A 23,029-nucleotide genomic window follows, 5' to 3' on the forward strand; every position below is an offset into this window, starting at 1 on the left:
GCGGCGAGCGGCAGACGCGCCGATCCGATGGTGTCCCCCGGGCACGCTCCCCGTCGGATCGCGCCAATCTCACGGCGTGACGCGGACCACGTGGTGTGCGCCACCGGCGAAAGATCACCCGGCGGGGTGTCCCGCGCGGGGCGGAATTTTCCGTTCCGCCGCCTCGTGCCCAGCACGTACAGCAAGATCATCTTTGTTCAAGTCCGTACGGCATGACAGGAATTGCCCGGATCGCGGCCAACCGCTCCGAGGGCGTTTCTCCCGTTACCGGCACGGACGGTAAGCATGCGGGGTCCTGACCCGGAACCGACCCCAGGAGATCCGTATGCCGGAACTCAGCCGTCGCCGCGCGCTCACCGCGGCGGCCGCTCTCACCGCCGCCGCGGGGGCCCAGCCGGCCCTCGCCCCGTCCGCCCGGGCCGCCCACGGCTCCCCCGCGGGCTTCGACGAGGTCTACAAGGGCCGCCGGATACAGGGCCGGCCGGCCGCCGGCGGTCATCACCACCACGGGTCCGGTTACGCCGTGTTCGTCGACGGCGTGGAACTGCACGTGATGCGGAACGCCGACGGCAGCTGGATCAGCGTCGTCAGTCACTACGACCCGGTACCCACCCCGCGCGCCGCCGCCCGTGCCGCGGTGGACGAGCTGCAGGGTGTCCCGCTCCTGCCCTTCCCCGCCAACTGATCATCGCCGTAAGCACGTTGGGAGCACCCCGCACATGACCGTCCGCAAGAACCAGGCGAGCCTGACCGCCGAGGAGAAGCGCCGTTTCGTCGCCGCGCTGCTGGAGCTCAAGCGCAGCGGCCGTTACGACGAGTTCGTCACCACCCACAACGCCTTCATCGTGTCCGACACCGACCACGGCGAGCGGACGGGACACCGCTCGCCGTCCTTCCTGCCCTGGCACCGCAGGTTCCTCCTGGAGTTCGAGCGGGCGCTGCAGTCGGTGGACGCGTCGGTGGCCCTGCCGTACTGGGACTGGAGCACCGACGACTCGGTGCGCTCCTCGCTGTGGGCGCCCGACTTCCTCGGCGGCAGCGGGCGCAGCCGGGACGGCCGGGTGATGGACGGGCCGTTCGCCGCGTCCACCGGGAACTGGCCGGTCACCGTGCGGGTGGACGGCCGCACCTATCTCAGACGCTCGCTCGGTGCCGGCGGACGCACCCTGCCGACGCGGGCGGAGGTCGAGTCCGTGCTGTCGATGCCCACGTACGACATGCCGCCCTGGAACAGCGGCTCGGACGGCTTCCGCAACCACCTGGAGGGCTGGCGCGGGGTCAATCTGCACAACCGGGTCCATGTGTGGGTCGGCGGGCAGATGGCCACCGGGGTGTCCCCCAACGACCCGGTGTTCTGGCTGCACCACGCCTACATCGACAAGCTGTGGGCCGAGTGGCAGCGCCGCCACCCCGGTTCCGGCTATCTGCCGGCCGGCGGCACACCGGACGTCGTCGACCTGGACGAGACCCTGCGGCCGTGGCACGACACGACCCCGGCGGACCTGCTGGACCACACGCCGCACTACACCTTCGACGCCTGATCAGGTGCTCACGGCGGTCCGGCACTCGGGGTGGCCCCAGCCCTTGTCGTTCTTGGCGATGGGTTCACCGGCGGCGTAGGAGCGGCCGCACGGGCAGCGGCCGGGGAACTTCGCCTTGATCGTGCGGGACGACGAGCCGCCGCCGCGCGGCCGGGACGCCTTGGTCGCGCCGGACCTGCGCCTGGCGGCGCCGGCCGGCGGGGCGTCCGGGGACGGCGGCGGCTCGGGCGAGCCCAGCTCGCTGCCGGCGTCCTGCTGGAGGGTGGCCGCCTGGCTGGCGGCGCGGTCGGCGAAGTCGTTGAGCCGGTCGCCGTCGACCTGGTGGGCGGGGACGTAGCGGAACTCCACCGAGCGGTCCTGCAGGAGTGCGTCGATGCGGACGACGAGCTCCTGGTTGGCGACCGGTTTGCCGGCCGCCGTGCGCCAGCCGTTGCGCTTCCAGCCGGGCAGCCAGGTGGTGACGGCCTTCATGGCGTACTGCGAGTCCATCCGGACCTCCAGCGGCACGGCCGGGTCGGTCGCCGCCAGCAGCCGCTCCAGCGCGGTGAGTTCGGCGACGTTGTTGGTGGCTCTGCCGAGTGCCCCCGCCTCCCAGCGGACCGGGGTCTCGAAGGCGTCGGCCACCACCCAGGCCCAGCCGGCGGGCCCGGGGTTTCCCTTGCAAGCCCCGTCGCACGCGGCCACAACACGTTCACGCATGCGCCCGATCATGCCATGGACGGGCGGCGTGCCCGTCCCGGCCGGGGCAGCCCCTCAGATCACCTCGGTCGTCCTCGGCACCTCGCCCACCGTGGTCGTGAGGTCGATCACCGAGAAGTTCGCGCCCTGCGGGTCGCCGAGCGCCGCGTACCGGCCGAAGGGGCTGTCCACCGGCCCGGACCGCAGGACGCCGCCCCGCTCGGTGGCCCTGGTCACGGCCTCGTCGCAGTCCGCGACGGTGAAGTAGACGTCGATGTACGGGGGCGCCTCGGGCGGGAAGTCGTCCGTCATCCGCGTCCGGCCGAGCACGCTGCGCTCGCCGAGGTCGTAGATCCGGTAGTCCGGCTCGCCCGCCAGCCGCTTCGACCGGTAGGAGAAGACGGCGGGGAAGAAGGCGTCGGACTTCTCGGGCTCCCGGGTGAAGACCTCCGCCCAGCAGTACGCGCCCGGTACGGCCGCCACCTCGAAGCCCTCGTGGGTGCCGGCCTGCCAGAGCCCGAAGACGACCCCGCCGGGGTCGCGCGCCAGGCACATCGTGCCGAAGTCGCCGACCTGCATCGGCTCCATCAGCAGCTCACCGCCGCCGTCCCGGATCCGGGCGGCGGTGGCGGCGGCGTCCTCGGTCGCGAAGTACAGGCACCACTGGGACGGACCCTCCTGGCCGGGCATGGGCGGCACCACGGCGGCCACCGCCTTCCCGCCGGCGTAGACCTCGGTGTAGTCACCGAACTCCGTCGGCGCCTCGCTGAAGGTCCAGCCGAGGACGTCTCCGTAGAAGCGCTTGGCCCCCTCGACGTCGCTGAACATCGCGTCGGCCCAGCACGGGGTCCCCTCGGGCGGTGCGGCCATGACGTGGGCCCTCTCCGGAACGGGTGGTCGGTCCGTCTTCTCACGCTAGCCACCGCCGCCCCCACCCGCGCGCCGAGCGGCGCCGCACGGGCCGGGCCGGACCGGGATCCGGTGCGAGGGGTGCGAAGGAGGGGGGAAAGGGAGGCGATCCGTCCTGAAGCGTGTCTTCCCCCCTGGACCCGGTTGTGCTTGCCTGGGGAGCCGTTTCGCAGGCCGGGGCGGGAGTCGCCGTATGCGCAAGCCGTGGGTCGTGGGAGTGCTGCTGGCCGCCGTGCTGCTCGGCGCGTGCACGGACCCGTCGTCCGGGCCGGGGGCCGAGCCGCCGCCGCTCGCCTCGCCGAACTCGCCGAAGGCGTCGGCCACCACGCACCAGCGGCCCGTCGCCTCCCCGAGGGCCGCGCCCGGGGAACCGCCGACGGTGCTGTACCTCGGGGACTCGCTGGCGGTGGAGAACCAGAAGGTCCTCGGCGGGCGACTGCGCACGGATCTGCGCGCCCGCTACACGAGCGCGCCCCACTCGGGCACCACCCTGTGCGACTACCTGGAGGGCTCCGTCGAGCGGTCCCTCGTGCCCGCCCCGGACAAGGCGGCGGCGCTGGTGCGCTCGCTGCGGCCGGACTACGTGGTGCTGCAGTTCTGGGGCAACGCCTGGGGCTACACGCCGTGCATGGACGGGATCACCTACGACGCCTCGCGGGAGAAGTACCTCGAGCGGTACGCGGCCGACGCGCGGCGGCTCACCGAGCAGATCGCCGCCGCCGGGGGATCCCGGCGGCCCCGGATCGTCTGGGTGCTGCAGGGCCCCGACCCGATCACCCCCGACCGGGTCCGCCTGGTCAACGCGCTCTACGAGGAGCGGGCCGCCGCCTCCGGCGACCTCGTCGCGGACGCGGGACGGACGGTGAGTCCGCCGGGGGCGCGGTACGCCTGGACGCAGTACCTGCCGTGCGACGCCTACGAGCGGGCCCACCCCGGCCACTGCACCCAGCCCGGCCGCGACCGCACGGCCCTGCACCGGGACGACGACCACCTGCACTTCTGCCTGGCGCCCACGACGTCCAGGCCGAAGCCCTGCCCGGTCCGTTCGCCGGGGATCCTGCGCATGGCGCGGGAGATCACCCGGGTGATCGGGGAGCACGTCCGCACGAGCTGACCGGGCGGCGGCAAATCCGTTGGACGAAGGGCCTGTTCGCCGCTGGGATGGACCGCATGAGTGCCATGAGGATGCACCCCGGCGAAGTGGACCTCGACGCCGGACCGGTCGGCCGGCTGGTCGCCGGCCGGTTCCCCCGGTGGGCCGGGCTGCCGGTGGAGCGGCTGCGGTCCTCGGGGACCGAGAACGCCATGTTCCGCCTCGGCTCGGACCTGGTGGTGCGGCTTCCCCGTCACCCCGGTGCCGTCGAGGGCGTGGCGCACGAGCAGCGGTGGCTGCCCCGGCTCGGCCCGCTCCTGCCGTTCGCCGTGCCCGAACCGCTCGGGCGGGGCGGGCCCGGTGAGGGTTTCCCGTGGCCCTGGTCGGTGTACCGCTGGCTGGACGGCTCCAACCCGGTCGTGGGGGCGCTCGACGACCCCGAGTCGCTCGCCCGGGACCTGGCGGCGTTCGTCACCGCCCTGCGCGGGATCGACGCGGCGGGCGGGCCGGTGTGCCACCGGGGTGTCCCCCTGGCGAGCCGGGACGCCCCGACGCGCGAGGCGATCGCGCGGCTGGCGGGGCGGATCGACACCGCCGCGGTGACGGACCTGTGGGAGGAGGCGCTGGAGGTTCCGGAGTACGCCGGTGCGCCGGTGTGGGCGCACGGTGATCTGTCGCCGGGCAATGTGCTGGTCGACGGCGGACGGCTGACCGCGGTGATCGACTTCGGCAGCGCGGGGGTGGGTGACCCCGCCGTGGACCTGATCGTCGCCTGGAATCTGCTGCCCGCCGAGGTGCGCGGCACCTTCCGTGCGGCGGTGGGCGCCGACGAGGCGCAGTGGGCGCGCGGGCGGGGCTGGGCGCTGTCGGTCTCGCTCATCCAGCTGCCGTACTACTGGGACACCAACCCGCCGCTGGCGGCGAACTCACGGCATGTGATCAAGGAGATGCTGGCCGAACGCGGGTAGGGGCGGGGCCGTCCGCGCGCCGTCGGGTCCCGCCCCGCGCCGGCCGTCACCCGCCCGCGTACGCCCTCTCCAGGGCCGCGATGTCGAGCCTGCCCATCGACATCATGGCCTTCATCACGCGGCCCGCCTTCTCCGTGTCCGGGTCGCTGATCATCTCGGGCAGCCGGGTCGGGACGACCTGCCAGGACACGCCGAACCTGTCCTTGAGCCAGCCGCAGGGGCCGTGCTCACCGCCACCCTCGACGAGCTTGTCCCAGTAGTGGTCGACCTCGTCCTGGTCGGCGCAGCCGACCTGGAAGGAGATCGCCTCGTTGAACGTGAACTCGGGCCCGCCGTTCAGCGCGATGAACTTCTGGCCGTCGGCCGTGAACTCCACGGTGAGAACGGTGCCCGCGGGGCCGGGGCCGGCCTCGGTGTGCCGGACGATCCGGCCGACGCCCGAGTTCTTGAAGACGGAGACGTAGAAGTTCGCGGCCTCCTCGGCCTGCCCGTCGTACCAGAGACACGTGGTGAATCCGTCGGTGGTCATGAGTACCTCCTGGGCGCGGAACGCGGTCATCGGTGTTGACCCGTCCGCGCCGGGAAACTCATCGGTGGGCGGGAGGACAATGCGGACGGGCGCACCGGCCCGCGCGCCTAGCATCGCGGTCATGACGTCATCGCCCGCCGAGACCATCCGGCCCTTCCGCATCGCCGTCCCCCAGCGCGACCTCGACGATCTGCACGACCGGCTCGACCGCACCCGCTGGCCGGACCCGCTCGCCGGTACGGGCTGGGCCTACGGGGTGCCGCAGGAGTACCTGCGCGAGCTCGTGCGGTACTGGCGGCACACCTACGACTGGCGGGCCGCCGAGGCGCGGCTGAACGAGTGGCCCCAGTTCACCACCACCATCGACGGCGCCACCGTGCACTTCGCCCATGTCCGCTCCCCCGAGCCGGACGCCACCCCGCTGGTCATCACGCACGGCTGGCCGGGGTCGATCGTGGAGTTCCTGGACGTGGTCGGCCCGTTGACCGATCCGGCCGCTCACGGGGGCGATCCCGCCGACGCGTTCCACGTCGTGGTGCCGAGCATCCCGGGGTTCGGGCTGTCCGGGCCCGCGCCGGGCACCGGCTGGGAGGCGGGCCGGGTCGCCGACGCCTGGGCCGAGCTGATGCGGAGGCTCGGCTACGAGCGGTTCGGCGCGCAGGGCGGCGACTGGGGCGCCGCCGTCTCCCGCGAGCTGGGCCGGGCGCACCCGGAGCGGGTCATCGGCGTGCACCTCAATCTGCTGCCGGGCGCGCAGGCGGTCACGGAACCGACCGCGGAGGAACTGGAGGAGCTCGATCCCGAGGAGCGGGCGCGCACCCTGACCTCCTGGCGGCGGTGGAGCGAGTGGTCCCGGGAGGGCACCGGGTACGCCGTCCTGCACGCGACCCGGCCGCAGACCCTGGCGTACGCGCTGCACGACTCGCCGGTCGGCCAACTCGCCTGGATCGTGGAGAAGTTCCGGGAGTGGACCGACTCCGATGAGCTGCCGGAGGAGGCGGTGGACCGGGACCTGCTGCTGACCAATGTGATGCTGTACTGGCTGACCGGGACGGCGGGTTCGTCCGCCCGGATCTACTACGAGCGGGCGCACGCCACGGGCCGCGCCGCCCGTCCCGCCGAGCCGTCGACGGCGCCGACGGCGATCGCCCTGTTCCCGGCCGAGCTGCAGATCCCGCTGCGGCACAAGGCGGAGCGCACGGAGAACCTGGTGCGCTGGACGGAGTTCGACCGGGGCGGGCACTTCGCGGCGATGGAGGAGCCGGACCTGCTGGTGGGCGATGTGCGGGCCTTCTTCCGGGAGTTGAGGCGGAGGCAGGCCGGATGAGCGCTCTGCCCGCGGCGAATCTGCCGCGGGCAGAGAAAGGTCCGCCGGGCCCCGCCGCCGGTCAAGAGTGGAGACACGCGGCCGCACCGGCCGCGTTCCGACAAGCGACCACCAGGAGCGCCGATGTCTCCACTCACCGCCGGCCCGTGGCCGGTCCCGCTGCCCCGCGCCGAGGAGGGCGACACCCCGCCGACCCGGTTCGACGACCACCTCGCCGCCCAGCTGCTCGCCCAGCGGATCGTGCTGCTGGGCACCCAGGTCGACGAGGTGTCCGCGAACCGGGTGTGCGCGCAGTTGCTGATCCTGTCCGCGGAGGACCCGCGCACCGACATCAGTCTGTACATCAACAGCCCCGGCGGCTCCGTGCACGCGGGTCTGGCGATCTACGACACGATGCGGCTGATCCCGAACGACGTCTCGACCCTCGCCATGGGATTCGCCGCCAGCATGGGGCAGTTCCTGCTGAGCGTGGGCACGGCCGGCAAGCGGTACGCCCTGCCGAACGCGCGGATCATGATGCACCAGCCGTCGGCGGGGATCGGCGGCACCACCGCCGACATCGAGATCCAGGCGGAGAACCTGGAGTTCACCAAGCGGACCATCGAGCGGATCACCGCCGAGCACACCGGGCAGTCCCCGGAGACCATCTCCCGGGACGGCGACCGGGACCGCTGGTTCACGGCCGAGGAGGCCAGGGAGTACGGGATGGTGGACCGGGTGGTGGAGTCGCTCGCCGACGTCCGCCCGGCCGCGACGCGGCGCAGGATGGGACTGCAGTGATGGGGACGTACACGATTCCGAACGTCGTCGAGCGCACTCCGCAGGGCGAGCGGTCCTACGACGTGTTCAGCCGGCTGCTGTCCGAGCGGATCATCTTCCTCGGCACCGAGATCGACGACGGAGTGGCCAATGTGGTCATCGCGCAACTGCTCCATCTGGAGTCGGCGGCGCCGGAGAGCGAGATCTCGATCTACCTCAACTCCCCCGGCGGATCGTTCACCTCGCTCATGGCGATCTACGACACGATGACGTTCGTGCAGGCGCCGATCTCGACCTTCTGCGTCGGCCAGGCGGCGTCCACGGCGGCCGTACTGCTGGCCGGCGGGGATCCGGGGCGGCGGTTCGTGCTGGAGCACGCGCGGGTGCTGCTGGGCCAGCCGGCCACCGGCGGCGCGCGGGGCACGGTCTCCGACCTGTCGCTCCAGGCCAAGGAGATGGTGCGGATCCGCTCGCAGGTGGAGGAGGTGCTGTCCCGGCACACGCACCACGACGTGGCGACCCTGCGCGCGGACATGGACCGCGACAAGGTGTTCACGGCGCAGGAGGCCGTGGCGTACGGCCTGGCCGACGAGGTGCTGAGCCGGCGCCTCGTACGGGTGTGAGGCGCCGGACCACGCGGGACGTCAGGCCGCCAGGCACAGCCCGTCGTGCGAGGAGCCGGGCCTCCCCCGGCTCGCGCCGAGCTGCCGGCCGGTGACGCGGACGAGCTCCCCGTGGGCCCGCGCGAGCAGGTCGCCGAGGCCGAGCCCGAGGGCCTGGGCGGCGGCCGCGAGGACCTCCGAGGAGGCTTCCTTGCGGCCCCGCTCCACCTCGGACAGGTACGGCATCGAGATCCGGGCCGCTTCGGCGACGTCCTTCAGCGTCCGCTCCTGGGCGAGCCGCTCCCGGCGCAGCACGTCGCCCACGAGGTCGCGCCACAGTGGCTCCCTGCCGGCGGGGGCGGGAGCGGACGGTGCCGGGGCGGGGGCCGGGCCGGGCGGCGCGGCGGGGCGCGCGGGCCCCGGGCGCGCGGCCGTCGGTCGCAGGGGAATGACACGGGCGTGGTTCGGCGCTTGGCGATTCACCCCTCCAGCCTAGGAATCCCGGCCCCGAGGGGAAGGGAGCGGCATTCCGCCCTGAGTGAAGCAGGCCGGCGCGAGGTGTCCGGGCCCGGCCCGGGCTGCCGTGCGGGCTCCTCCCCCGTACCCTCGGACATACGGGTGACGAGCATCCTCACGACCTGGTGGCCCCGTGGTCCCCGCGGTGCGAGCTGCTCGGAACATCACAGGAATGTGTCCGCACGACCTGGGTACCCGCAAGCCCGGAAGGGCCCTGGCACAGGTCAGCCGTGACGTTCGTGGGGAGAGGCAATGGAGACCGCCGTGATCCGGTCGCAGGCACAGGTCGTCGACGAGCACACCGAAGCCGGGACGGGTGACGGAAGCCTGCCCGGAGTGGCGGACCCGCGAACCGTCGCCCCGCGCGACGCGAGAGAGCTGTCCCGTCAGTTCTTCCGCCGCCTGGCGGAGCTGGAAGAGGGCACGCACGAGTACCAGTACGCGCGCAACACCCTCATCGAGATGAACATGTCCCTCGTGCGGTTCGCCGCCGGACGGTTCCGCGGTCGCGGCGACGACATGGACGACATCGTGCAGACCGGCATGATCGGTCTGATCAAGGCCATCGACCGGTTCGAGCTGTCGCGCGAGGTGGAGTTCACCTCCTTCGCGCTGCCGTACATCGTCGGCGAGATCAAGCGTTTCTTCCGGGACACGACCTGGGCCGTGCACGTGCCGCGCCGGCTCCAGGAACTGCGCGTCGAGCTGGCCAAGGCCCGCGAGGAACTGGCCAGCCGGCTGGACCGGGAGCCCACGGTCGCCGAGCTCGCCACGCTGATGAACATCACCGAGGACCAGGTCATCGAGGGACAGATCGCCGCGAACGGGTACAACTCCTCGTCGCTGGACGCCGCCCTCACCGGTGACGGCCCGGAGAGCGGGGAGGCCGTCCTCGCCGACTTCATCGGCGTGGAGGAGGAGGGGCTGCGGCTCGTCGAGGACTTCCACGCGCTCGCGCCCCTCATGGCCGAGCTCAGCGAACGCGACCGGCAGATCATCCACATGCGGTTCGTGGAGGAGGCCACCCAGGCGGAGATCGGCGAACGTCTCGGCTGCTCGCAGATGCACGTGTCCCGCCTGATCAAGCGGATCATCACCCGGCTGCGCGAGGGCATGCTGGGCGAGCTCGGCTGCGCCTGACCCCGGGAGACGGTACGCGGGCGCGGCCGCCGTCCCGCGTCGCACGGAGGACGGCGGCCGCGCCCGCGTGCCGTCGGTCCCTGTGGAGGAACGGAAGGAAGCCGCTCCGGGGCGGCCGGTCCGAAGGAGGAGGGGTGATCCGGCGGTCGCTCAGTCGCCGTCGAGGGCGATCACCGCGCGCACCCGCTTGCCGACCGGCACCCGCTCCACGCTGATGTCCCGGGCCAGCGCCCGCACGATCTCCAGACCGTGCCGGCCGACGCGCTGGGGATCGCGGGGGAAGACGCGGGGCAGTGCGGCGCTGCTGTCGTAGACCGCCACCGTGAGCGAGGTGTCCGTGCCCTCCAGCTCCAGGATGTACGGCCCGTTGCTGTGCCGGTCGGCGTTGGTGACCAGCTCGCTCACCACCAGCAGGACCGCGCCGTCGGCCCGCTCGTCGATCGTGGCGCACCACTCGGTCCTCAGTTGCTCCAGGAAGAGCGCGGCGAAGGCCCGTGCCTCGGCGATGCATCCCGGCTCGCCGGTGAAGTGTGCCGCCCGCCGCAGCGGTTCCACGGGCACGTCGAAACCAGTCGGTATCACTGCCCCGTCCAGGTGGTAGGTCATGCGTTTCTCTCTGGGAAGCCGGGCCGGCCTGACGTTCTGCACCAGTCCTGGTACCCCGAGTCCGGCGGCACAGTCCCCCCGATCGGTGTTCGCCTTCGAGGGGCGGGGAACCCGGATCCCGCCGGGCCCGGCACGGGCGGGTCCGGGCCGGGGTCGCCGGGTACGGCGCCAGCCGACCCGGCGGGAAGGGCGTGCCATGAACGAGCTGATGGCGGTGCGCAGCCTGACGACCCTGCCCGTGGTGACGCTGGGCGGGGACGCCGTCGCCCACGTCAAGGACACCGTCTTCGACGCCTCGGCCGCGCGGATCACGGGCTTCACCCTCACCGGCCGGACCCTGCTGTCGGGACCGCTGCCGCAGGACCTGCCCTGGCCGGCGGTGTACTGCCTGGGCCACCACGCGGTCATGGTCCGCGGGCGGGAGGCGCTGTGCGACGTGCCCGTGTCGGTGGCGCGCCGGGACGCCCAGCGCGGGCGGCTGCTCGGGGCGCAGGTGGTGACCGACGCGGGCGACGTCGTCGGCACGGTGCTCGACGTCCTCGTCGAGGGGGGCACCAGCGGCCGGGTCGTCGCCTTCCGGCTCGCCGCGCCCCGGGAACCGGTGCACGGCTCCCGGCAGCGCCGGCACCGGGTGTACGTGCCGCGGGGCGAGGCGCTGAGCGCCTCCGGCCGGACGCTGGTGATCCCGGCGCACGCGACCACCTACGTCACCGACGACCTGCCCGGCTTCGTGGCCCGCGTCGGTGCCCACCGCGACCGCGGGAGGGACGTGCCGCCGTGATGCCGTTGCTGTTCTCCCGGGTGCGCGGGCTGCCCGTCCTGGCTCCGGGCGGCGCGGACCGTCTGGGTACCGTGCGGGCGCTGACGGTCGACGCGGCGTCAAGGACGGTCACGCACGTCCGGGTACGGCGCGGGTGGCTGCGCGGGGAGACCGTGTTCGCCCTGGGCGACGTGGCCGCCGTCCGCCCCGACGGGCTGATCGTGCGCCCGTCGGCCGGCCTGCCGAAGGCGCCGCCGCACCGCGACCTGCCGGGGAGCAGGGTGCTCACCGAGTGCGGTGAGGAGCGCGGCACCGTGCTCGACGCGGCGTTCGATCCGGCCGACGGCCGGATCGAGGCGGTGCTCACGACGTTCGGCGAGGTGCCGGCCGGCCGTCTGCTGGGGCTCGGCGACCACGCCCTGGTGATACGGGCCGGCCGTGCACACCACCTTCAGGACGTCGGGCCGAGGTCCGTCGGGCCGGGCTCCGGCCCCGACGGGGGCGGGGCGCCTGAGCCGGGCGGGGGCGGCACCGGGGAGCCGGGCGCCGGGGAGCCGGGCGCCGGGGAGCCGGGCGCCGGCGGTTCGCCGGACGTGGGTTCCTCGGCGGTGGATTCGTCGCCCGGCGGCTGCGGACTCGGCTGCCCGGTGTCCGGCGGGGGCGGGGCGGGCGGCGTGGCGGGCGGGGCGGGCGGCCGCGAGTCGGACGCCCGCGGGGACGGCACGGTGACGTCGGCCGACGGGGTCGGCTCGTCCGGCGGGGGCACGGTGCGGTCCTTCCCGCCCGTGTCGCCCGGCTGCCGCTCGAACCAGCCCCCGGTGTCGGGGTCGTGGACGACGAACTCCTCGACGGGCCGCGGTGCGGGTTCGACCACGACGACGTTCGAGGGGCTGAAGCCCGGCCAGGGCTCACCCCTGTGGCGCGGCGCGGACTGCTCGACCGGCTCGGTCAGCGGGTTGCCGCAGGCGCACCGTACGCGCGGCACTCCGCGGTCGTCGACGAGTACGGCCGTGCCCGCCTGGAGGACCGCCTGGTAGCTGGTGGCGGCGCCGTCGCGGTAGCCGTGGTTGGTGACCCGGGTGTCCATGCGCAGCTGCAGCGGGGTGAGCGAGCGCAGGTGGGAGGGAACCTCCGAGGGCCTGACGCCGGCCACCGAGGCGAACGCCTCGTTCTTGTCCGGCACCTCCCGCAGGAACTCGATCTGCCGCTCCACGTCACAGCTGGAGACGTCGCGGGTGCCGCCGTAGAGGCCGGGTCGCCCGCCCTGGACGCCGCGCAGCGCGTTCGCCGGACCGGACTCGGCGGCCGGGGAGGGGGTGACCGGCGGGGGTGAGCCGTCCTCGGCCGTCGAGCCGGTGAACGGATCGGGGCCGGTCGCGTTCGCGGCCTGCAGGAAGATCTCCCCGCCGCCGGCTTCGGCGCCGCCGTCGGAGCGGGTGAACACCACCGCGAGGAGCACGGCGGCGGCCACGGCCGCGGCGAGCACGGCCAGAGTGGGTACGGACTTCCACCACGGGCGCCGCTCCGGCCCGGGCGGGCCCGCGTCGCCGCCCCCGCCGGGCGGCTGCGAGGGCGGTCCGGAAGGCGGCGGCCGGGACCCTCCGGACAGCGGCCCGGAGGGGGGCCCGGTGGGCCGGCCGGCGGAGGGCGGTTCGACGCTCACGAGCTCTTCTTCCCGCGCGGATGGTCCCGCGGCACTCACACATCGCACCGGTTTCGGCGGATGCGTGCCATTTACCCCCTATGGGTTCATTGTGCGCTCCGGTCCGGCACCGCCCGCAAGCCGACGCGGACGGACCTCCCGGCGGGCGGCGTCCGCCGCCCCTGCTTAGCGTGACAACGTGAGCTCACGCATCCTCTCCGACCAGGCGTTCTCCCGGCACGGCTGGGCGCAGGCCCTCGTCGCGGTGCTCGGCGGGCTGATCGCCATGGGCGTGGTGGCCGCGCTCGGGCTGTGGGCGGCCGGTGCCACGGACCTGCCGGACGGTTCCTTCCCCCAGGTGATCGCGGCGACCGTGGTCACGGCCGTCGGAGGCACCGTGGAGCTCTCCGGGGACGCCGGCGCGCTGGCCGGCACGGAGGGCGGTCTGTCGGTCGTCCCGCTGTCCGTCACCCTCACCGGGGCGCTGGTCATCGGCTGGGGTTTCCTGCGCCCGCTGCGGCACCGGGCGGTCGCCGGGGCGCCCGAGCTGGCCGGGTGGGCCGCGAGGATCGCCGCCCTGTGGCTGCTCGCGCTGCTCGCCCTGGCGCTCACCGCGCGGCACACGTTCGAGATCTCCCTCGGGGACGAGACGCTGGGCGACCTCGGTGACCTGTTCGGCATCACGCCCGAGGTCGGTTTCTCCACCGACGTTCCGTCGACCGTCCTCATCGGCCTGGTCTGGCTGGCCGGGGTGCTGGTGCTGGCCCTGCTGGTGTCGCGTGGTGCCCCGCTGCCGGGCCGGCTGCTGCGCCTGCAGCCGTCGGTGCGGCCCGCGGCGCACGCGGTGGTGCGGCTGTTGCTCGCCTGTGTCGTGATCGGCCTCGTCGTCGCGCTGGCCGTCGCCGCCACGCGCGGGCACCCGGCCGAGACGTTCGCCGTCATCCTGCTCGGGCTGCCCAACGTGGCCTGGCTGGCGCTGACGATCGGGCTCGGCGCCACCTGGGACGGCAGGGTGAACGGACCCTTCGGGCTGCCCATGCCGCGTGTGCTGGACGAGGTGCTGCGCACACCGGACGTCTCCACGCTGAACCTGGGCGCCCTCGCCGAGCACGACGGCCGGGTGTGGTGGCTGGTCGTGGTCGACGCGGTGCTGCTGCTGGCCGCGGCCTTCGCCATGGCGGCGCTGTCCCCGGCCCGGATCCGGGCCTGGCAGCACGCGGTGCACCTGGCGGTGGCCCTGGCGCTCGCGGTGCTCATGGTCTGCCTCATGGTCCGGATCGACGCGCGGATCGGCCTGTCCGTGCTCGGCATCGGCGATCTGGGCGAGGGGTTCTCCGGGCAGGTGCTGCTGAGACCGCGGCTGTGGAGCACCCTGGGCCTGGCCCTGCTGTGGGGTCTGGTCACGGGTTTCGCGGGGGCGCTGCTGGCGCGGGGGGTGCGCCGGCGGGGCGGGACCGACCGCTGACCCGCTTCACTCCCGCGGACCGAACGCCGGCTGCGCCCAGCGCGGCGGCGGTTTCGGCCGGTCCTCGTCGGGTCCGGGCACGCGCAGGTCCCTCACCGTGGCCGGATGGCCGGTCGCGGCCGTGCTCCCGCCGCCCGTGGTGGCGGTGCGCAGGGCCGCGACGAAGTCCCGGCAGGAGGCGTAGCGGTCGTCGGGGTTCTTCGCCAGGGCCCTGGCGAGGACGGCGTCGGTCCGCGGGGGGAGGTCGGGGCGGCCGGCGGTCAGCGGCGGCGGGGCGTCGTACTGGTGCGCCCACAGCAGGGCCATGTCGTCGTCCCGGCGGAACGGCGGATGCCCGGTGAGGACCTCGTGGACGACGCAGGCGAACCCGTAGACGTCGCACCGGGCGTCGACCGGGCGGCCGGAGATCTGCTCGGGGGCCACGTAGTCGAGGGTGCCGACGAACTGGCCGACGGTGGTGAAACCGGTCAGGGACAGCGACTTCTTCGTCAGGCCGAAGTCGGTGAGGTAGGCGTGCTCGGGGTGGTCGCTGTCGGTGCCGCGGGAGACGAGGATGTTGCCGGGCTTGACGTCCCGGTGCACCAGTCCGTGCTCGTGGGCGGCGTCGAGCGCGGACGCCACCTGGGCGGCGATGCGCAGGGCGGTGGGGAGCGGCAGCGGGCCCTCGCGGTCGAGGAGACGGCGCAGGTCGCCGCCGTCGACGTAGCGCATCGCGATGTAGAGGATGCCGTCCGTCTCGCCCGCCTCGAAGACGGGGACGATGTGCGGGTGGTCGATCGCGGCGGCCGTGCGGGACTCGTGGGTGAAGCGGCGGCGGAAGGTGTCGTTGCGGGCCAGTTCGGGGGCGAGCAGCTTCAGGGCGACGGTGCGGTCCAGGCGCAGGTCCCGGGCGCGGTAGACGACGGCCATGCCGCCGCGGCCGATCTCGGCCTCGACGCGGTAGCCCGCGACCCGCCGGCCGACCGGTTCGGAGGGACGGCCCGCGAACCGGCTCGTGCCGCCGGTCACCGCGGGTCACCGTCGGGGGTGACGACCCGGGTGGGTTCGTCGGCCACCACCTTGGTGGGCGCGTGATCGGGAGGGTGCGGAACGGCGCGGGGTGCCTCGTCGGCGGCACAGGTGTGCAGCCGGGTGCCGTCGGTGTACGCCCATCGCCCGTGGTCGGGGTCGTAGAGCCATGCGGACTCCCCGTCGACGACGATTCCGGCGCGCAGGCCCCGGGTGCGGGCGTGGAAGGCCTCCCCGTCGAGGCTGCCGTCGGCCAGGTCGGCCACGGCGGCCCGGTAGCGGGCCAGGGTCTTCTCGGCCCGCGCCAGCAGCGGCCGCGGGTCGGCGGTGCGGGTCATCGGGGCGCCGGCGGCGGGCGGGTCCTGGGGCACGGCGACCAGGAGGCGGCCGTCGACCCACGCCGACCAGCCGTTGGAGCACAGCACATGACCCCAGTCGCCGCGCCGCTCCAGCAGGTGCACCGGCAGCAGCGGATCGAGGGGCACAGTGGGCCGGTCGAGGTCGGGGGTCTCCCAGGCGGACAGGCCGTGCTCGGGGACCACGTGCGTGGGGCGGAAGCCGGGGACCGTCATCGTCGGCACCTACTTCCGCATCACGGCCGGCTCCTGGCGCCGCAGCAGGCGGGACACCAGCAGGCCGAAGACCAGCGACAGGGCGAGCAGCGTGCCGACGGCGAGCAGCCACACGTCCGCCGTGTGCGCGAAGAGCGGATCACGGCTCAGGTCACCGGGTGAGAGCCGGGGCAGGTCGACGGTGCCGGCCATCGCGGCGAACCCCCAGCGGGCGGGCACCAGCCAGGCCAGCTGCTCCAGCACGAGCACGCCGTCGAGCGGCAGCAGGGCGCCGCAGAAGACGACCTGGACGATGGCCAGCAGTACCAGCAGCGGCATCGTCACCTCCTCCTTGCGGACCACCGCGGAGATCAGCAGGCCGATCATCATCGCGGTGAAGGCGAGCAGCGCGACGGCGGCGGTGACCTCCACGAGGGGCGGCATCAACACGCCTTCGCCGCCGGGCGCCTTCAGGTCCACGCCGAGCAGCGCGACGAGGGTCAGCACCACGGCCTGGAGCACGGTGACCGTGCCGAGCACGACCACCTTGGACATCAGGTACGCCGATCTGGACAGGCCCACGGCCCGCTCGCGCTGGTAGATCACCCGCTCCTTGACGACTTCGCGCACCGCGTTGGCCGCGCCGGTGAGGACCGCGCCGACGCACAGGATGAGCAGGGTGTTCATGGCGGACTTGCGCGTCAGCTCACCGCCCGCGAGGGCCCGCGCCATGGCGCCCATCACGAACGGCAGCGCGATCATGATGGCGAGGAAGGTGCGGTCCGCGGCGAGCGCGGCGGTGTAGCGGCGGACCAGGGTGCGGAGCTGGCCGCCCCAGCCTCGGGGCCTGGAGGGGGGTGCCACGAGGACCGGCTCCTCGCGGGGCCGCTCGGGCTGGGCGGCGGCCTCGGCGACGTACCGCCGGTGGAAGGGCGAGTCGCGGTACTGGCCCGCCCAGTCCCGGTCCTGCTGCTGTTCGAACGCCTCGAAGGCCTCCGGCCAGTGGTCGAAGCCGAAGAAGGCGAGGGCCTCGCCGGGCGGGCCGTAGTAGGCGACCTTGCCGCCGGGGGCGAGGACGAGGAGGCGGTCGCAGACGTCCAGGCTGAGCACGCTGTGGGTGACCACGATGACGGTCCGGCCGTCGTCGGCGAGGGCGCGCAGCATGTGCATCACCGAGCGGTCCATGCCGGGGTCGAGGCCGGAGGTCGGCTCGTCGAGGAAGAGCAGCGAGGGCTTGGTCAGCAGCTCCAGCGCCACGCTGACCCGTTTGCGCTGACCGCCGGACAGGCTGTGCACATGCTGGTGGGCCCGCTCCTCGAGGCCGAGTTCGCGGATCACCTCGTCGACCCGGGCCCGGCGTTCGGCCTTGGCGGTGTCCTGCGGGAAGCGCAGTTCGGCGGCGTAGGACAGGGCGGCGTGGACGGTCAGCTGGGTGTGCAGGATGTCGTCCTGCGGGACGAGACCGATGCGCTGGCGCAGCTCGGCGTAGTCGTGGTACAGGTCGCGGCCGTCGTAGAGGACGGTGCCGTGGTCGGCGGGGCGCAGTCCGGTGAGCGCGTTCATCAGGGTGGACTTGCCGGCGCCGCTCGGGCCGACGACCGCGAGCAGGCACTTCTCCCCCACCGGGAAGGAGACGTGGTCGAGGAGGCGTTTGGTGCCCCGGTCGACGGCGACGGTGAGGTCCTGGACGTCGAGGGAGACCTCGCCGGTGTCGACGTACTGCTGGAGTTCGTCGCCGACCAGGCAGAAGTCGGAGTGGCCGACGCCGACGATGTCGCCGGGGCGGATGTCGGCCCGGTCGACCAGCACGCCGTTGAGGTAGGTGCCGTTGTGGCTGCCGAGGTCGACGATCTCGTACGAGCCGTCGACGTGGACGTGCAGTTCGGCGTGGTACCGGGAGACGATCAGGTCGTCGACGACCAGGTCGTTGTCGGGAGCCCGGCCGATGCGGACGGTGCGGGTGGGCAGCGGACGCACGGAGGTCGGCTGCCGGAAGGTGTGGGTGAGGGCGGGGTGGGAGACCGCCGACGGCCGGGCGCGCGCGGGGGCGGCGAGGACGACGCGGGGACCGTCCTCGGGACTGCCGAAGCGGATGACGCTGCCGGGGCCGACGCACCGGGCGTGCACGCGGTGGCCGTCGGCGTAGGTGCCGTTGGTGCTGTGTACGTCCTCGAGGGTCCAGTGACCGTCCTCGGGGTGGAGCACCGCGTGGTGCCAGGAGACCCGGGCGTCGTCGATGACGATGTCGCTCATCGGGTCCCGTCCCACGTGGTAGTCGCGGACCGGACTCATCACGGTGGAGCCCGACTCGGTCTCCAGGACGAGCTCCGGCGCGACCGGCCGCTCCGCCATGTCTGGATTCTACCGATTGGTCCGGTCGGGTGCCCGGTGTCACCGGCCGGGGTGCGGCCGTGCGCCTCAGGAGACGGGAACGCCGAGCACGGGGGCGGCGCGCTGCATGCGCAGGGCGTCCACGGACTCGGCCAGCAGTTCGTACTCGGTGGTGTCGTCGCCGGTGGCGATGCGCACCAGGCGTCCGGCGGCCAGCGCCTCGGCCACTTCCTCCTGCCGGGCGACGTCACCGCACCAGGTGCGCAGCACGGCGGGCACGTCGGGCACGCCGTCGGGGACGGGGACGAGCGAGCCCGCCGGTAAGTGCTCGGCGTCGGGCTGCGGGTCGAGGCGCTCGGCGATCCAGGAGGCGCGGTCGCGCAGCCACCACAGGGCGAGGGCCAGGGTGGGCGCCCGGTAGGTGCCCAGCGGTACGCCGATGCGCCGGCCGTCGCAGACCCCGTACGCCGTGACGTGGCACAGGAATTCGTCGTGCACGTTCCCCTCCCCCGCTGCGTTGCTCACCCACTGGAGGGGGTTCGCCGCCCGCCCGTGGCTCGCGTGCTGTGCGTGAGGGCGCCGTCGCGCGGTGTGAAGCGCTCTCGTGTCGAGTATGTTCACCGCTGAAACACTGTCACCACGTGTTTCCAGCCAGTCTCCTGGCATATTCACGGCCGCGGTTGGCCGAAACACCGCGGGGCCGGCCGGCGTCCGCAACGACCCGTGAGATGGGCGGTGCGCGGGCGGTTCCCCGGATGCGTCTTCCGGCTCGCAGGGGGCGTCGACGGGCACCACGACACGGCACGCTTCTCGCGGGAGCCGGTGAACGCGGCGGACGGGCCGGCGCCGGCCCCGGGGCGGAGGTGGTCACGCTCGGCGCCGGGGGCCGGATCCGCACCGTGCCCGGCCTCCCGGGCCCCGGGTGCCCGAGGGGGCGTGATCCGGCGCCGGCGCCCCGTTCCTACTGCTCCTCCTGCTCCTCCTGCTTGACGACGGCGTCGATACGGGCCAGTTCCTCCGCGTCGAAGCCGAGGCTGCGGGTGGCCGCGATGCTGTCCTCCAGCTGCTGCGGGCTGCTCGCCCCGACCAGGGCGGAGGTCACGCGACCGCCGCGCAGCACCCAGGACAGCGCCATCTGCGCCAGGGTCTGGCCGCGGGAGGCGGCGATCCCGTTCAGCGTGCGCAGCCGGCCCACCAGATCCTCGGTGAGGGCGTCGGTGTTCAGGAACGGGCTGTCGCTCGCGGCCCGGGAGTCCTCGGGGATGCCGTCGAGGTAGCGGGCGGTCAGCAGGCCCTGCTCCAGCGGGGAGTAGGCGATGGAGCCGACCTGGAGCTCGTCCAGGGCGTCGAGCAGGCCCTCGTCCTCCGGGCGGCGGTCGAGCATCGAGTAGCGCGGCTGGTTGATCAGCAGCGGGGTGCCCAGTTCGCCGAGGATGCGGGCGGCCTCACGGGTCTGCTCCGCGGAGTAGTTGGACACCCCGACGTAGAGCGCCTTGCCCTGCTGGACGGCGGAGTGCAGGGCGCCCATCGTCTCCTCCAGGGGAGTCTCCGGGTCGAAGCGGTGCGAGTAGAAGATGTCGACGTGGTCCAGGCCCATCCGGGCCAGGCTCTGGTCCAGCGAGGACAGCAGGTACTTGCGCGATCCCCACTCGCCGTACGGGCCGGGCCACATGAGGTAGCCGGCCTTGGTGGAGATCACCAGCTCGTCGCGGTACGGCGCGAAGTCCGCCTTCAGCGCCTCGCCGAGCACGGACTCGGCGGCGCCGGGCGGCGGGCCGTAGTTGTTGGCGAGGTCGAAGTGGGTGACACCGAGGTCGAAGGCGCGGCGCAGGATGGCGCGCTGGGTCTCGGCCGGGCGGTCCGGACCGAAGTTGTGCCACAGGCCGAGCGAGAGCGCGGGGAGCTTCAGGCCGCTGTGTCCGGTGCGCCGGTAGGGCATGTCCGCGTAACGGTCGGGGTGTGCGGTGTACAACACGACTCCAGAGGGGTTGGCACACGTCTCGGCGGTTCCGTCGAACCGCCGCTCCACTCTGTCGTGACCTGGGGGCAGTGGTCCAACAGAAGAATCCGATGGGATTCAGCGGATACGCTTCTCAATCATGGAACTGCGCCATCTCCAGCATTTCGTCGCCGTCGCCGAGGACCAGCACTTCACCCGGGCGGCGGAACGGCTGATGGTCTCCCAGTCGGGCCTGTCCGCGTCCATCCGCGCCCTGGAGCGCGAACTGCAGACGCCGCTGTTCGTGCGGACGACCCGCAGGGTGACGCTCACCGAGGCCGGGCGGGCGCTGCTGGCGGAGGCCGAGCGGATCCTGGCGCAGGTGCGGGCGGCGCACGAGGCGGTGGCCGCGGTGCAGGGCGTGCTGCGCGGCACGCTGGCGGTCGGCACCGAGCAGTGCATCGCCGGAGTGCACGTGGCGGAGCTGCTCGCCGCGTTCCGGCGGCTCCACCCGGACGTGGAGATCCGGCTGCGGCAGTGGGGCTCGGCCGCGCTGGCCGAGGAGGTCGCGGCGGGACGGCTGGATCTCGCCTTCGCCTACCGGACCGAGGCGGACCCGGACCAGCTGCGGTCGGTGTCGCTGACCAGCGAGCCGATGACGGTGCTGTGCCACCCCGACCACCGGCTCGCGCGGGCCGGGGCGGCACTGACCCCGCAGGACCTGGGCGAGGAGGTCTTCGTGGACTTCCACCCCGACTGGGGCCCGCGCCGCGCCACCGACGCGGCCTTCGCCGCCGCCGGGGTGCGCCGCACGGTGGCGCTGGAGGTGAACGACGTGCACAGCCTGCTCGACCTGGTCGACGAGAACCTGGGCATCGCCGTAGTGCCGCGGCACTTCCGGCACAAGCGCGAGGCGCTGACCGCACTGCCGCTGAAGGACACCGGCGAGTCGGTCTACGAGACCGTCGCCCTGGTGCCGGCCCCGCGGGCCACCAGTCCGGCGGCGCGGGCGCTGATGGCCCTGCTGGACCACGGGGGCGCGTGAGGAGCGGCGATGCGCGAAGGTGGACCCATGCATGCCAAGGACATCCTCATCGACGGCTTCGGCCGGATCCGCGAAGAAGTCCACGCCGCCGTCGAGGGCCTGGGTCCCGACGAGCTCAACCACCGGCCCGGCCCCGACGCCAACTCCGTCGCCTGGCTGGTCTGGCACCTCACCCGGGTCCAGGACGACCACGTCGCGGACGCCTTCGGCCTCGACCAGGTGTGGCTCTCCGAGGGCTGGGACAAACGCCTCGGACTCGGCCTGCCCCGCCGTGACACCGGGTACGGCCACACCTCGGCGAAGGTCGCCAAGGTGCGGGTGGACTCCGCCGGTCTGCTGACCGGCTACTACGACGCGGTGCACGAGCAGACCCTGGGCGCGCTGCGCGCGCTGACCGCCAGGGACCTGGAGCGGATCGTGGACGAGCGCTGGGACCCGCCGGTCAGCCTGGGCGTGCGGCTGGTCAGCGTCCTGTCCGACGATCTGCAGCACGCCGGACAGGCCGCCTACGTACGGGGACTGCTTCAGAGCGCGGACGCGTAACCGGGCAGGACCACGTCCCGGATCAGGGCGCCGCGCTCGTCGAACGGCAGGAACGCGCTCTTCACCGCGTTGACCGTGACGGTGCGCAGGTCCTCGACCGTCCAGCCGGCCTCTTCGACCAGCAGGGACATCTCACGGGTCATGGTGGTGCCGGACACCAGCCGGTTGTCGGTGTTGAGGGTGACGCGGAAGCCGAGGTCCTTCAGCGCGGTGATCGGGTGCTCGGCGATCGAGGTCGCGGCACCGGTCTGGAGGTTGGAGGTGGGGCACATCTCCAGGGCGATCCTGCGGTCCCGCACCCACCCGGCCAGCCGGCCGAGCTTGCCGGCCGCGAGGTCGGGGATGTCGTCGGTGATGCGCACGCCGTGCCCGATGCGCTGGGCGCCGCACACCTGGAGGGCCTGGTGGATGCTGGGCAGGCCGTGGGCCTCACCGGCGTGGATGGTGAAGGGCACGTTCTCGCGGCGCAGGTGCTCGAAGGCGGCGAGGTGGTCGGCGGGCGGGAAGCCGTCCTCGGCACCGGCGATGTCGAAGCCGACGACACCGGCGTCCCGGAACGCCACGACCAGGTCGGCGATCTCCCGCGTCCGGTCGAACATCCGCATGCCGCACAGCAGCGTCCCGACCCGCACCGGCGTGCCCGCGGCCGCCGCCCTGGCCATGCCGGCCGCGAGCCCCTCCTGCACGGTCTCGACGACCTCGGACAGGGCCAGCCCGCCCCTGGTCATCAGCTCGGGGGCGTAGCGCACCTCGCCGTAGACGACACCGTCGGCGGCGAGGTCCAGCACGTACTCCTCGGCGGTGCGCAGCAGGCCCTCCCGGTTCTGCATCACGGCGAGGGTGTGCTCGAAGGTGGCTATGTAGCGGACCAGGTCACCGGAGTTCGCGGCCTCGACGTACCAGGCGGCGAGCCCGTCGGGGTCGGTGGTGGGCAGGGTGTGGCCGACCGCCTCCGCGAGCTCCACCACGGTGGCGGGGCGCAGAGCGCCGTCGAGGTGGTCGTGCAGCACGGCCTTGGGCAGCCGGCGGAGGGTGTCGGTGTCGATGCGGGGCGCGGTCATGAGCGGGGTGTTCCTC

General features: G+C 73.5%; 25 protein-coding genes. 12 read left to right on the plus strand and 13 right to left on the minus strand.

The window, feature by feature from the left end:
- Positions 1-325 precede the first annotated feature (325 nt).
- Positions 326-685, plus strand: a complete 360-nt coding sequence (locus tag RIM90_RS00790) for a tyrosinase cofactor (protein ID WP_309058515.1) — start codon at positions 326-328, stop codon at positions 683-685.
- A 34-nt stretch (positions 686-719) separates the two neighbouring features.
- Complete coding sequence (locus RIM90_RS00795) at positions 720-1,541, plus strand: tyrosinase family protein (RefSeq protein WP_309058516.1); 822 nt, start codon at positions 720-722, stop codon at positions 1,539-1,541.
- Here RIM90_RS00795 and RIM90_RS00800 read toward each other — a convergent pair whose 3' ends face one another.
- Both RIM90_RS00800 and RIM90_RS00805 read right to left on the minus strand, forming a co-directional pair.
- Positions 1,542-2,252: a ribonuclease H gene (locus tag RIM90_RS00800; RefSeq protein WP_309058517.1), complete on the minus strand. Its 711-nt coding sequence runs from the start codon at positions 2,250-2,252 to the stop codon at positions 1,542-1,544.
- A gap of 42 nt (positions 2,253-2,294) precedes the next feature.
- Entirely contained in the window at positions 2,295-3,089 is a 795-nt protein-coding gene (locus tag RIM90_RS00805; protein ID WP_309058518.1) for a VOC family protein, read from the minus strand.
- A 232-nt stretch (positions 3,090-3,321) separates the two neighbouring features.
- Between RIM90_RS00805 and RIM90_RS00810 the strand changes: the two genes are divergently transcribed.
- Positions 3,322-4,242, plus strand: coding sequence for an SGNH/GDSL hydrolase family protein (locus RIM90_RS00810; protein WP_309058519.1), 921 nt, complete (start codon positions 3,322-3,324; stop codon positions 4,240-4,242).
- 56 nt (positions 4,243-4,298) lie between these two features.
- Positions 4,299-5,189, plus strand: a complete 891-nt coding sequence (locus tag RIM90_RS00815) for an aminoglycoside phosphotransferase family protein (RefSeq protein WP_375165382.1) — start codon at positions 4,299-4,301, stop codon at positions 5,187-5,189.
- 46 nt (positions 5,190-5,235) lie between these two features.
- Here the strand turns inward: RIM90_RS00815 and RIM90_RS00820 are convergent, their stop codons facing one another.
- Entirely contained in the window at positions 5,236-5,718 is a 483-nt protein-coding gene (locus tag RIM90_RS00820; RefSeq protein ID WP_309058521.1) for a VOC family protein, read from the minus strand.
- Positions 5,719-5,839: 121 nt separating this feature from the next.
- On the opposite strand from RIM90_RS00820, the gene RIM90_RS00825 reads away from it, so the two are divergent.
- The 3 genes from RIM90_RS00825 (at position 5,840) to RIM90_RS00835 (ending at position 8,427) form a co-directional block, all read left to right on the plus strand.
- On the plus strand, positions 5,840-7,045 hold the full coding sequence (locus RIM90_RS00825; protein ID WP_309058522.1) for an epoxide hydrolase: 1,206 nt from the start codon (positions 5,840-5,842) through the stop codon (positions 7,043-7,045).
- 123 nt (positions 7,046-7,168) lie between these two features.
- Complete coding sequence (locus RIM90_RS00830) at positions 7,169-7,825, plus strand: ATP-dependent Clp protease proteolytic subunit (protein WP_309058523.1); 657 nt, start codon at positions 7,169-7,171, stop codon at positions 7,823-7,825.
- Positions 7,825-8,427, plus strand: a complete 603-nt coding sequence (locus tag RIM90_RS00835) for an ATP-dependent Clp protease proteolytic subunit (RefSeq protein ID WP_309058524.1) — start codon at positions 7,825-7,827, stop codon at positions 8,425-8,427. The genes RIM90_RS00830 and RIM90_RS00835 overlap by 1 nt, the downstream gene beginning before the upstream one ends.
- Before the next feature lie 21 nt (positions 8,428-8,448).
- On the opposite strand, the gene RIM90_RS00840 is transcribed toward RIM90_RS00835, so the two are convergent.
- Positions 8,449-8,889, minus strand: a complete 441-nt coding sequence (locus RIM90_RS00840; RefSeq protein WP_309058525.1) for a helix-turn-helix transcriptional regulator — start codon at positions 8,887-8,889, stop codon at positions 8,449-8,451.
- Between the two features lie 285 nt (positions 8,890-9,174).
- Between RIM90_RS00840 and RIM90_RS00845 the strand changes: the two genes are divergently transcribed.
- Positions 9,175-10,062 (plus strand): RNA polymerase sigma factor SigF, encoded by an 888-nt coding sequence (locus RIM90_RS00845; protein WP_309058526.1) that lies wholly within the window; start codon positions 9,175-9,177, stop codon positions 10,060-10,062.
- 150 nt (positions 10,063-10,212) lie between these two features.
- Here RIM90_RS00845 and RIM90_RS00850 read toward each other — a convergent pair whose 3' ends face one another.
- Positions 10,213-10,668: an ATP-binding protein gene (locus RIM90_RS00850; RefSeq protein ID WP_309058527.1), complete on the minus strand. Its 456-nt coding sequence runs from the start codon at positions 10,666-10,668 to the stop codon at positions 10,213-10,215.
- Between the two features lie 196 nt (positions 10,669-10,864).
- Here RIM90_RS00850 and RIM90_RS00855 point away from each other — a divergent pair, with 196 nt between their 5' ends.
- Complete coding sequence (locus RIM90_RS00855) at positions 10,865-11,449, plus strand: PRC-barrel domain-containing protein (protein WP_309058528.1); 585 nt, start codon at positions 10,865-10,867, stop codon at positions 11,447-11,449.
- A 98-nt stretch (positions 11,450-11,547) separates the two neighbouring features.
- Here the strand turns inward: RIM90_RS00855 and RIM90_RS00860 are convergent, their stop codons facing one another.
- Together RIM90_RS00860 and RIM90_RS00865 are read right to left on the minus strand one after the other, a co-directional pair.
- The gene (locus tag RIM90_RS00860; RefSeq protein WP_309058529.1) at positions 11,548-11,844 is read right to left on the minus strand and encodes a hypothetical protein; all 297 of its coding nucleotides are present in this window, start codon (positions 11,842-11,844) and stop codon (positions 11,548-11,550) included.
- A gap of 35 nt (positions 11,845-11,879) precedes the next feature.
- On the minus strand, positions 11,880-13,091 hold the full coding sequence (locus tag RIM90_RS00865) for a DUF6777 domain-containing protein (protein WP_309058530.1): 1,212 nt from the start codon (positions 13,089-13,091) through the stop codon (positions 11,880-11,882).
- Positions 13,092-13,269: 178 nt separating this feature from the next.
- On the opposite strand from RIM90_RS00865, the gene RIM90_RS00870 reads away from it, so the two are divergent.
- Positions 13,270-14,535 (plus strand): streptophobe family protein, encoded by a 1,266-nt coding sequence (locus RIM90_RS00870; RefSeq protein ID WP_309058531.1) that lies wholly within the window; start codon positions 13,270-13,272, stop codon positions 14,533-14,535.
- A 6-nt stretch (positions 14,536-14,541) separates the two neighbouring features.
- On the opposite strand, the gene RIM90_RS00875 is transcribed toward RIM90_RS00870, so the two are convergent.
- The 5 genes from RIM90_RS00875 to mgrA form a co-directional block, all read right to left on the minus strand.
- Positions 14,542-15,543, minus strand: a complete 1,002-nt coding sequence (locus tag RIM90_RS00875; protein ID WP_309058532.1) for a serine/threonine-protein kinase — start codon at positions 15,541-15,543, stop codon at positions 14,542-14,544.
- Complete coding sequence (locus RIM90_RS00880; protein WP_309058533.1) at positions 15,540-16,115, minus strand: hypothetical protein; 576 nt, start codon at positions 16,113-16,115, stop codon at positions 15,540-15,542. The genes RIM90_RS00875 and RIM90_RS00880 overlap by 4 nt, the downstream gene beginning before the upstream one ends.
- Before the next feature lie 9 nt (positions 16,116-16,124).
- A complete protein-coding gene (locus RIM90_RS00885; protein ID WP_309058534.1) occupies positions 16,125-18,446 on the minus strand; it encodes an FHA domain-containing protein in 2,322 nt (773 codons plus the stop codon).
- Between the two features lie 66 nt (positions 18,447-18,512).
- The gene (locus RIM90_RS00890; protein ID WP_309058535.1) at positions 18,513-18,923 is read right to left on the minus strand and encodes a hypothetical protein; all 411 of its coding nucleotides are present in this window, start codon (positions 18,921-18,923) and stop codon (positions 18,513-18,515) included.
- Positions 18,924-19,386: 463 nt separating this feature from the next.
- Positions 19,387-20,397: an L-glyceraldehyde 3-phosphate reductase gene (gene mgrA, locus RIM90_RS00900; protein WP_309058593.1), complete on the minus strand. Its 1,011-nt coding sequence runs from the start codon at positions 20,395-20,397 to the stop codon at positions 19,387-19,389.
- 127 nt (positions 20,398-20,524) lie between these two features.
- Here mgrA and RIM90_RS00905 point away from each other — a divergent pair, with 127 nt between their 5' ends.
- Positions 20,525-21,409: a LysR substrate-binding domain-containing protein gene (locus tag RIM90_RS00905; RefSeq protein ID WP_309058536.1), complete on the plus strand. Its 885-nt coding sequence runs from the start codon at positions 20,525-20,527 to the stop codon at positions 21,407-21,409.
- 27 nt (positions 21,410-21,436) lie between these two features.
- The gene (locus RIM90_RS00910; protein ID WP_309058537.1) at positions 21,437-21,952 is read left to right on the plus strand and encodes a DUF664 domain-containing protein; all 516 of its coding nucleotides are present in this window, start codon (positions 21,437-21,439) and stop codon (positions 21,950-21,952) included.
- On the opposite strand, the gene RIM90_RS00915 is transcribed toward RIM90_RS00910, so the two are convergent.
- Positions 21,934-23,013 (minus strand): adenosine deaminase, encoded by a 1,080-nt coding sequence (locus RIM90_RS00915; RefSeq protein ID WP_309058538.1) that lies wholly within the window; start codon positions 23,011-23,013, stop codon positions 21,934-21,936. The genes RIM90_RS00910 and RIM90_RS00915 overlap by 19 nt on opposite strands.
- Positions 23,014-23,029 lie beyond the last annotated feature (16 nt).

The sequence above is a fragment of the Streptomyces sp. genome (assembly GCF_031181555.1).
Taxonomy (GTDB): domain Bacteria; phylum Actinomycetota; class Actinomycetes; order Streptomycetales; family Streptomycetaceae; genus Streptomyces; species Streptomyces fimbriatus.

Coding starts and splice junctions, on each gene's coding strand:
- RIM90_RS00790 (WP_309058515.1), top strand. CDS start 326: ATGCCGGAACTCAGCCGTCGCCGCGCGCTCACCGCGGCGGCCGCTCTC.
- RIM90_RS00795 (WP_309058516.1), top strand. CDS start 720: ATGACCGTCCGCAAGAACCAGGCGAGCCTGACCGCCGAGGAGAAGCGC.
- RIM90_RS00800 (WP_309058517.1), bottom strand. CDS start 2,252: ATGATCGGGCGCATGCGTGAACGTGTTGTGGCCGCGTGCGACGGGGCT.
- RIM90_RS00805 (WP_309058518.1), bottom strand. CDS start 3,089: ATGGCCGCACCGCCCGAGGGGACCCCGTGCTGGGCCGACGCGATGTTC.
- RIM90_RS00810 (WP_309058519.1), top strand. CDS start 3,322: ATGCGCAAGCCGTGGGTCGTGGGAGTGCTGCTGGCCGCCGTGCTGCTC.
- RIM90_RS00815 (WP_375165382.1), top strand. CDS start 4,299: ATGAGTGCCATGAGGATGCACCCCGGCGAAGTGGACCTCGACGCCGGA.
- RIM90_RS00820 (WP_309058521.1), bottom strand. CDS start 5,718: ATGACCACCGACGGATTCACCACGTGTCTCTGGTACGACGGGCAGGCC.
- RIM90_RS00825 (WP_309058522.1), top strand. CDS start 5,840: ATGACGTCATCGCCCGCCGAGACCATCCGGCCCTTCCGCATCGCCGTC.
- RIM90_RS00830 (WP_309058523.1), top strand. CDS start 7,169: ATGTCTCCACTCACCGCCGGCCCGTGGCCGGTCCCGCTGCCCCGCGCC.
- RIM90_RS00835 (WP_309058524.1), top strand. CDS start 7,825: ATGGGGACGTACACGATTCCGAACGTCGTCGAGCGCACTCCGCAGGGC.
- RIM90_RS00845 (WP_309058526.1), top strand. CDS start 9,175: ATGGAGACCGCCGTGATCCGGTCGCAGGCACAGGTCGTCGACGAGCAC.
- RIM90_RS00850 (WP_309058527.1), bottom strand. CDS start 10,668: ATGACCTACCACCTGGACGGGGCAGTGATACCGACTGGTTTCGACGTG.
- RIM90_RS00855 (WP_309058528.1), top strand. CDS start 10,865: ATGAACGAGCTGATGGCGGTGCGCAGCCTGACGACCCTGCCCGTGGTG.
- RIM90_RS00880 (WP_309058533.1), bottom strand. CDS start 16,115: ATGACGGTCCCCGGCTTCCGCCCCACGCACGTGGTCCCCGAGCACGGC.
- RIM90_RS00885 (WP_309058534.1), bottom strand. CDS start 18,446: ATGGCGGAGCGGCCGGTCGCGCCGGAGCTCGTCCTGGAGACCGAGTCG.
- RIM90_RS00905 (WP_309058536.1), top strand. CDS start 20,525: ATGGAACTGCGCCATCTCCAGCATTTCGTCGCCGTCGCCGAGGACCAG.
- RIM90_RS00910 (WP_309058537.1), top strand. CDS start 21,437: ATGCATGCCAAGGACATCCTCATCGACGGCTTCGGCCGGATCCGCGAA.
- RIM90_RS00915 (WP_309058538.1), bottom strand. CDS start 23,013: ATGACCGCGCCCCGCATCGACACCGACACCCTCCGCCGGCTGCCCAAG.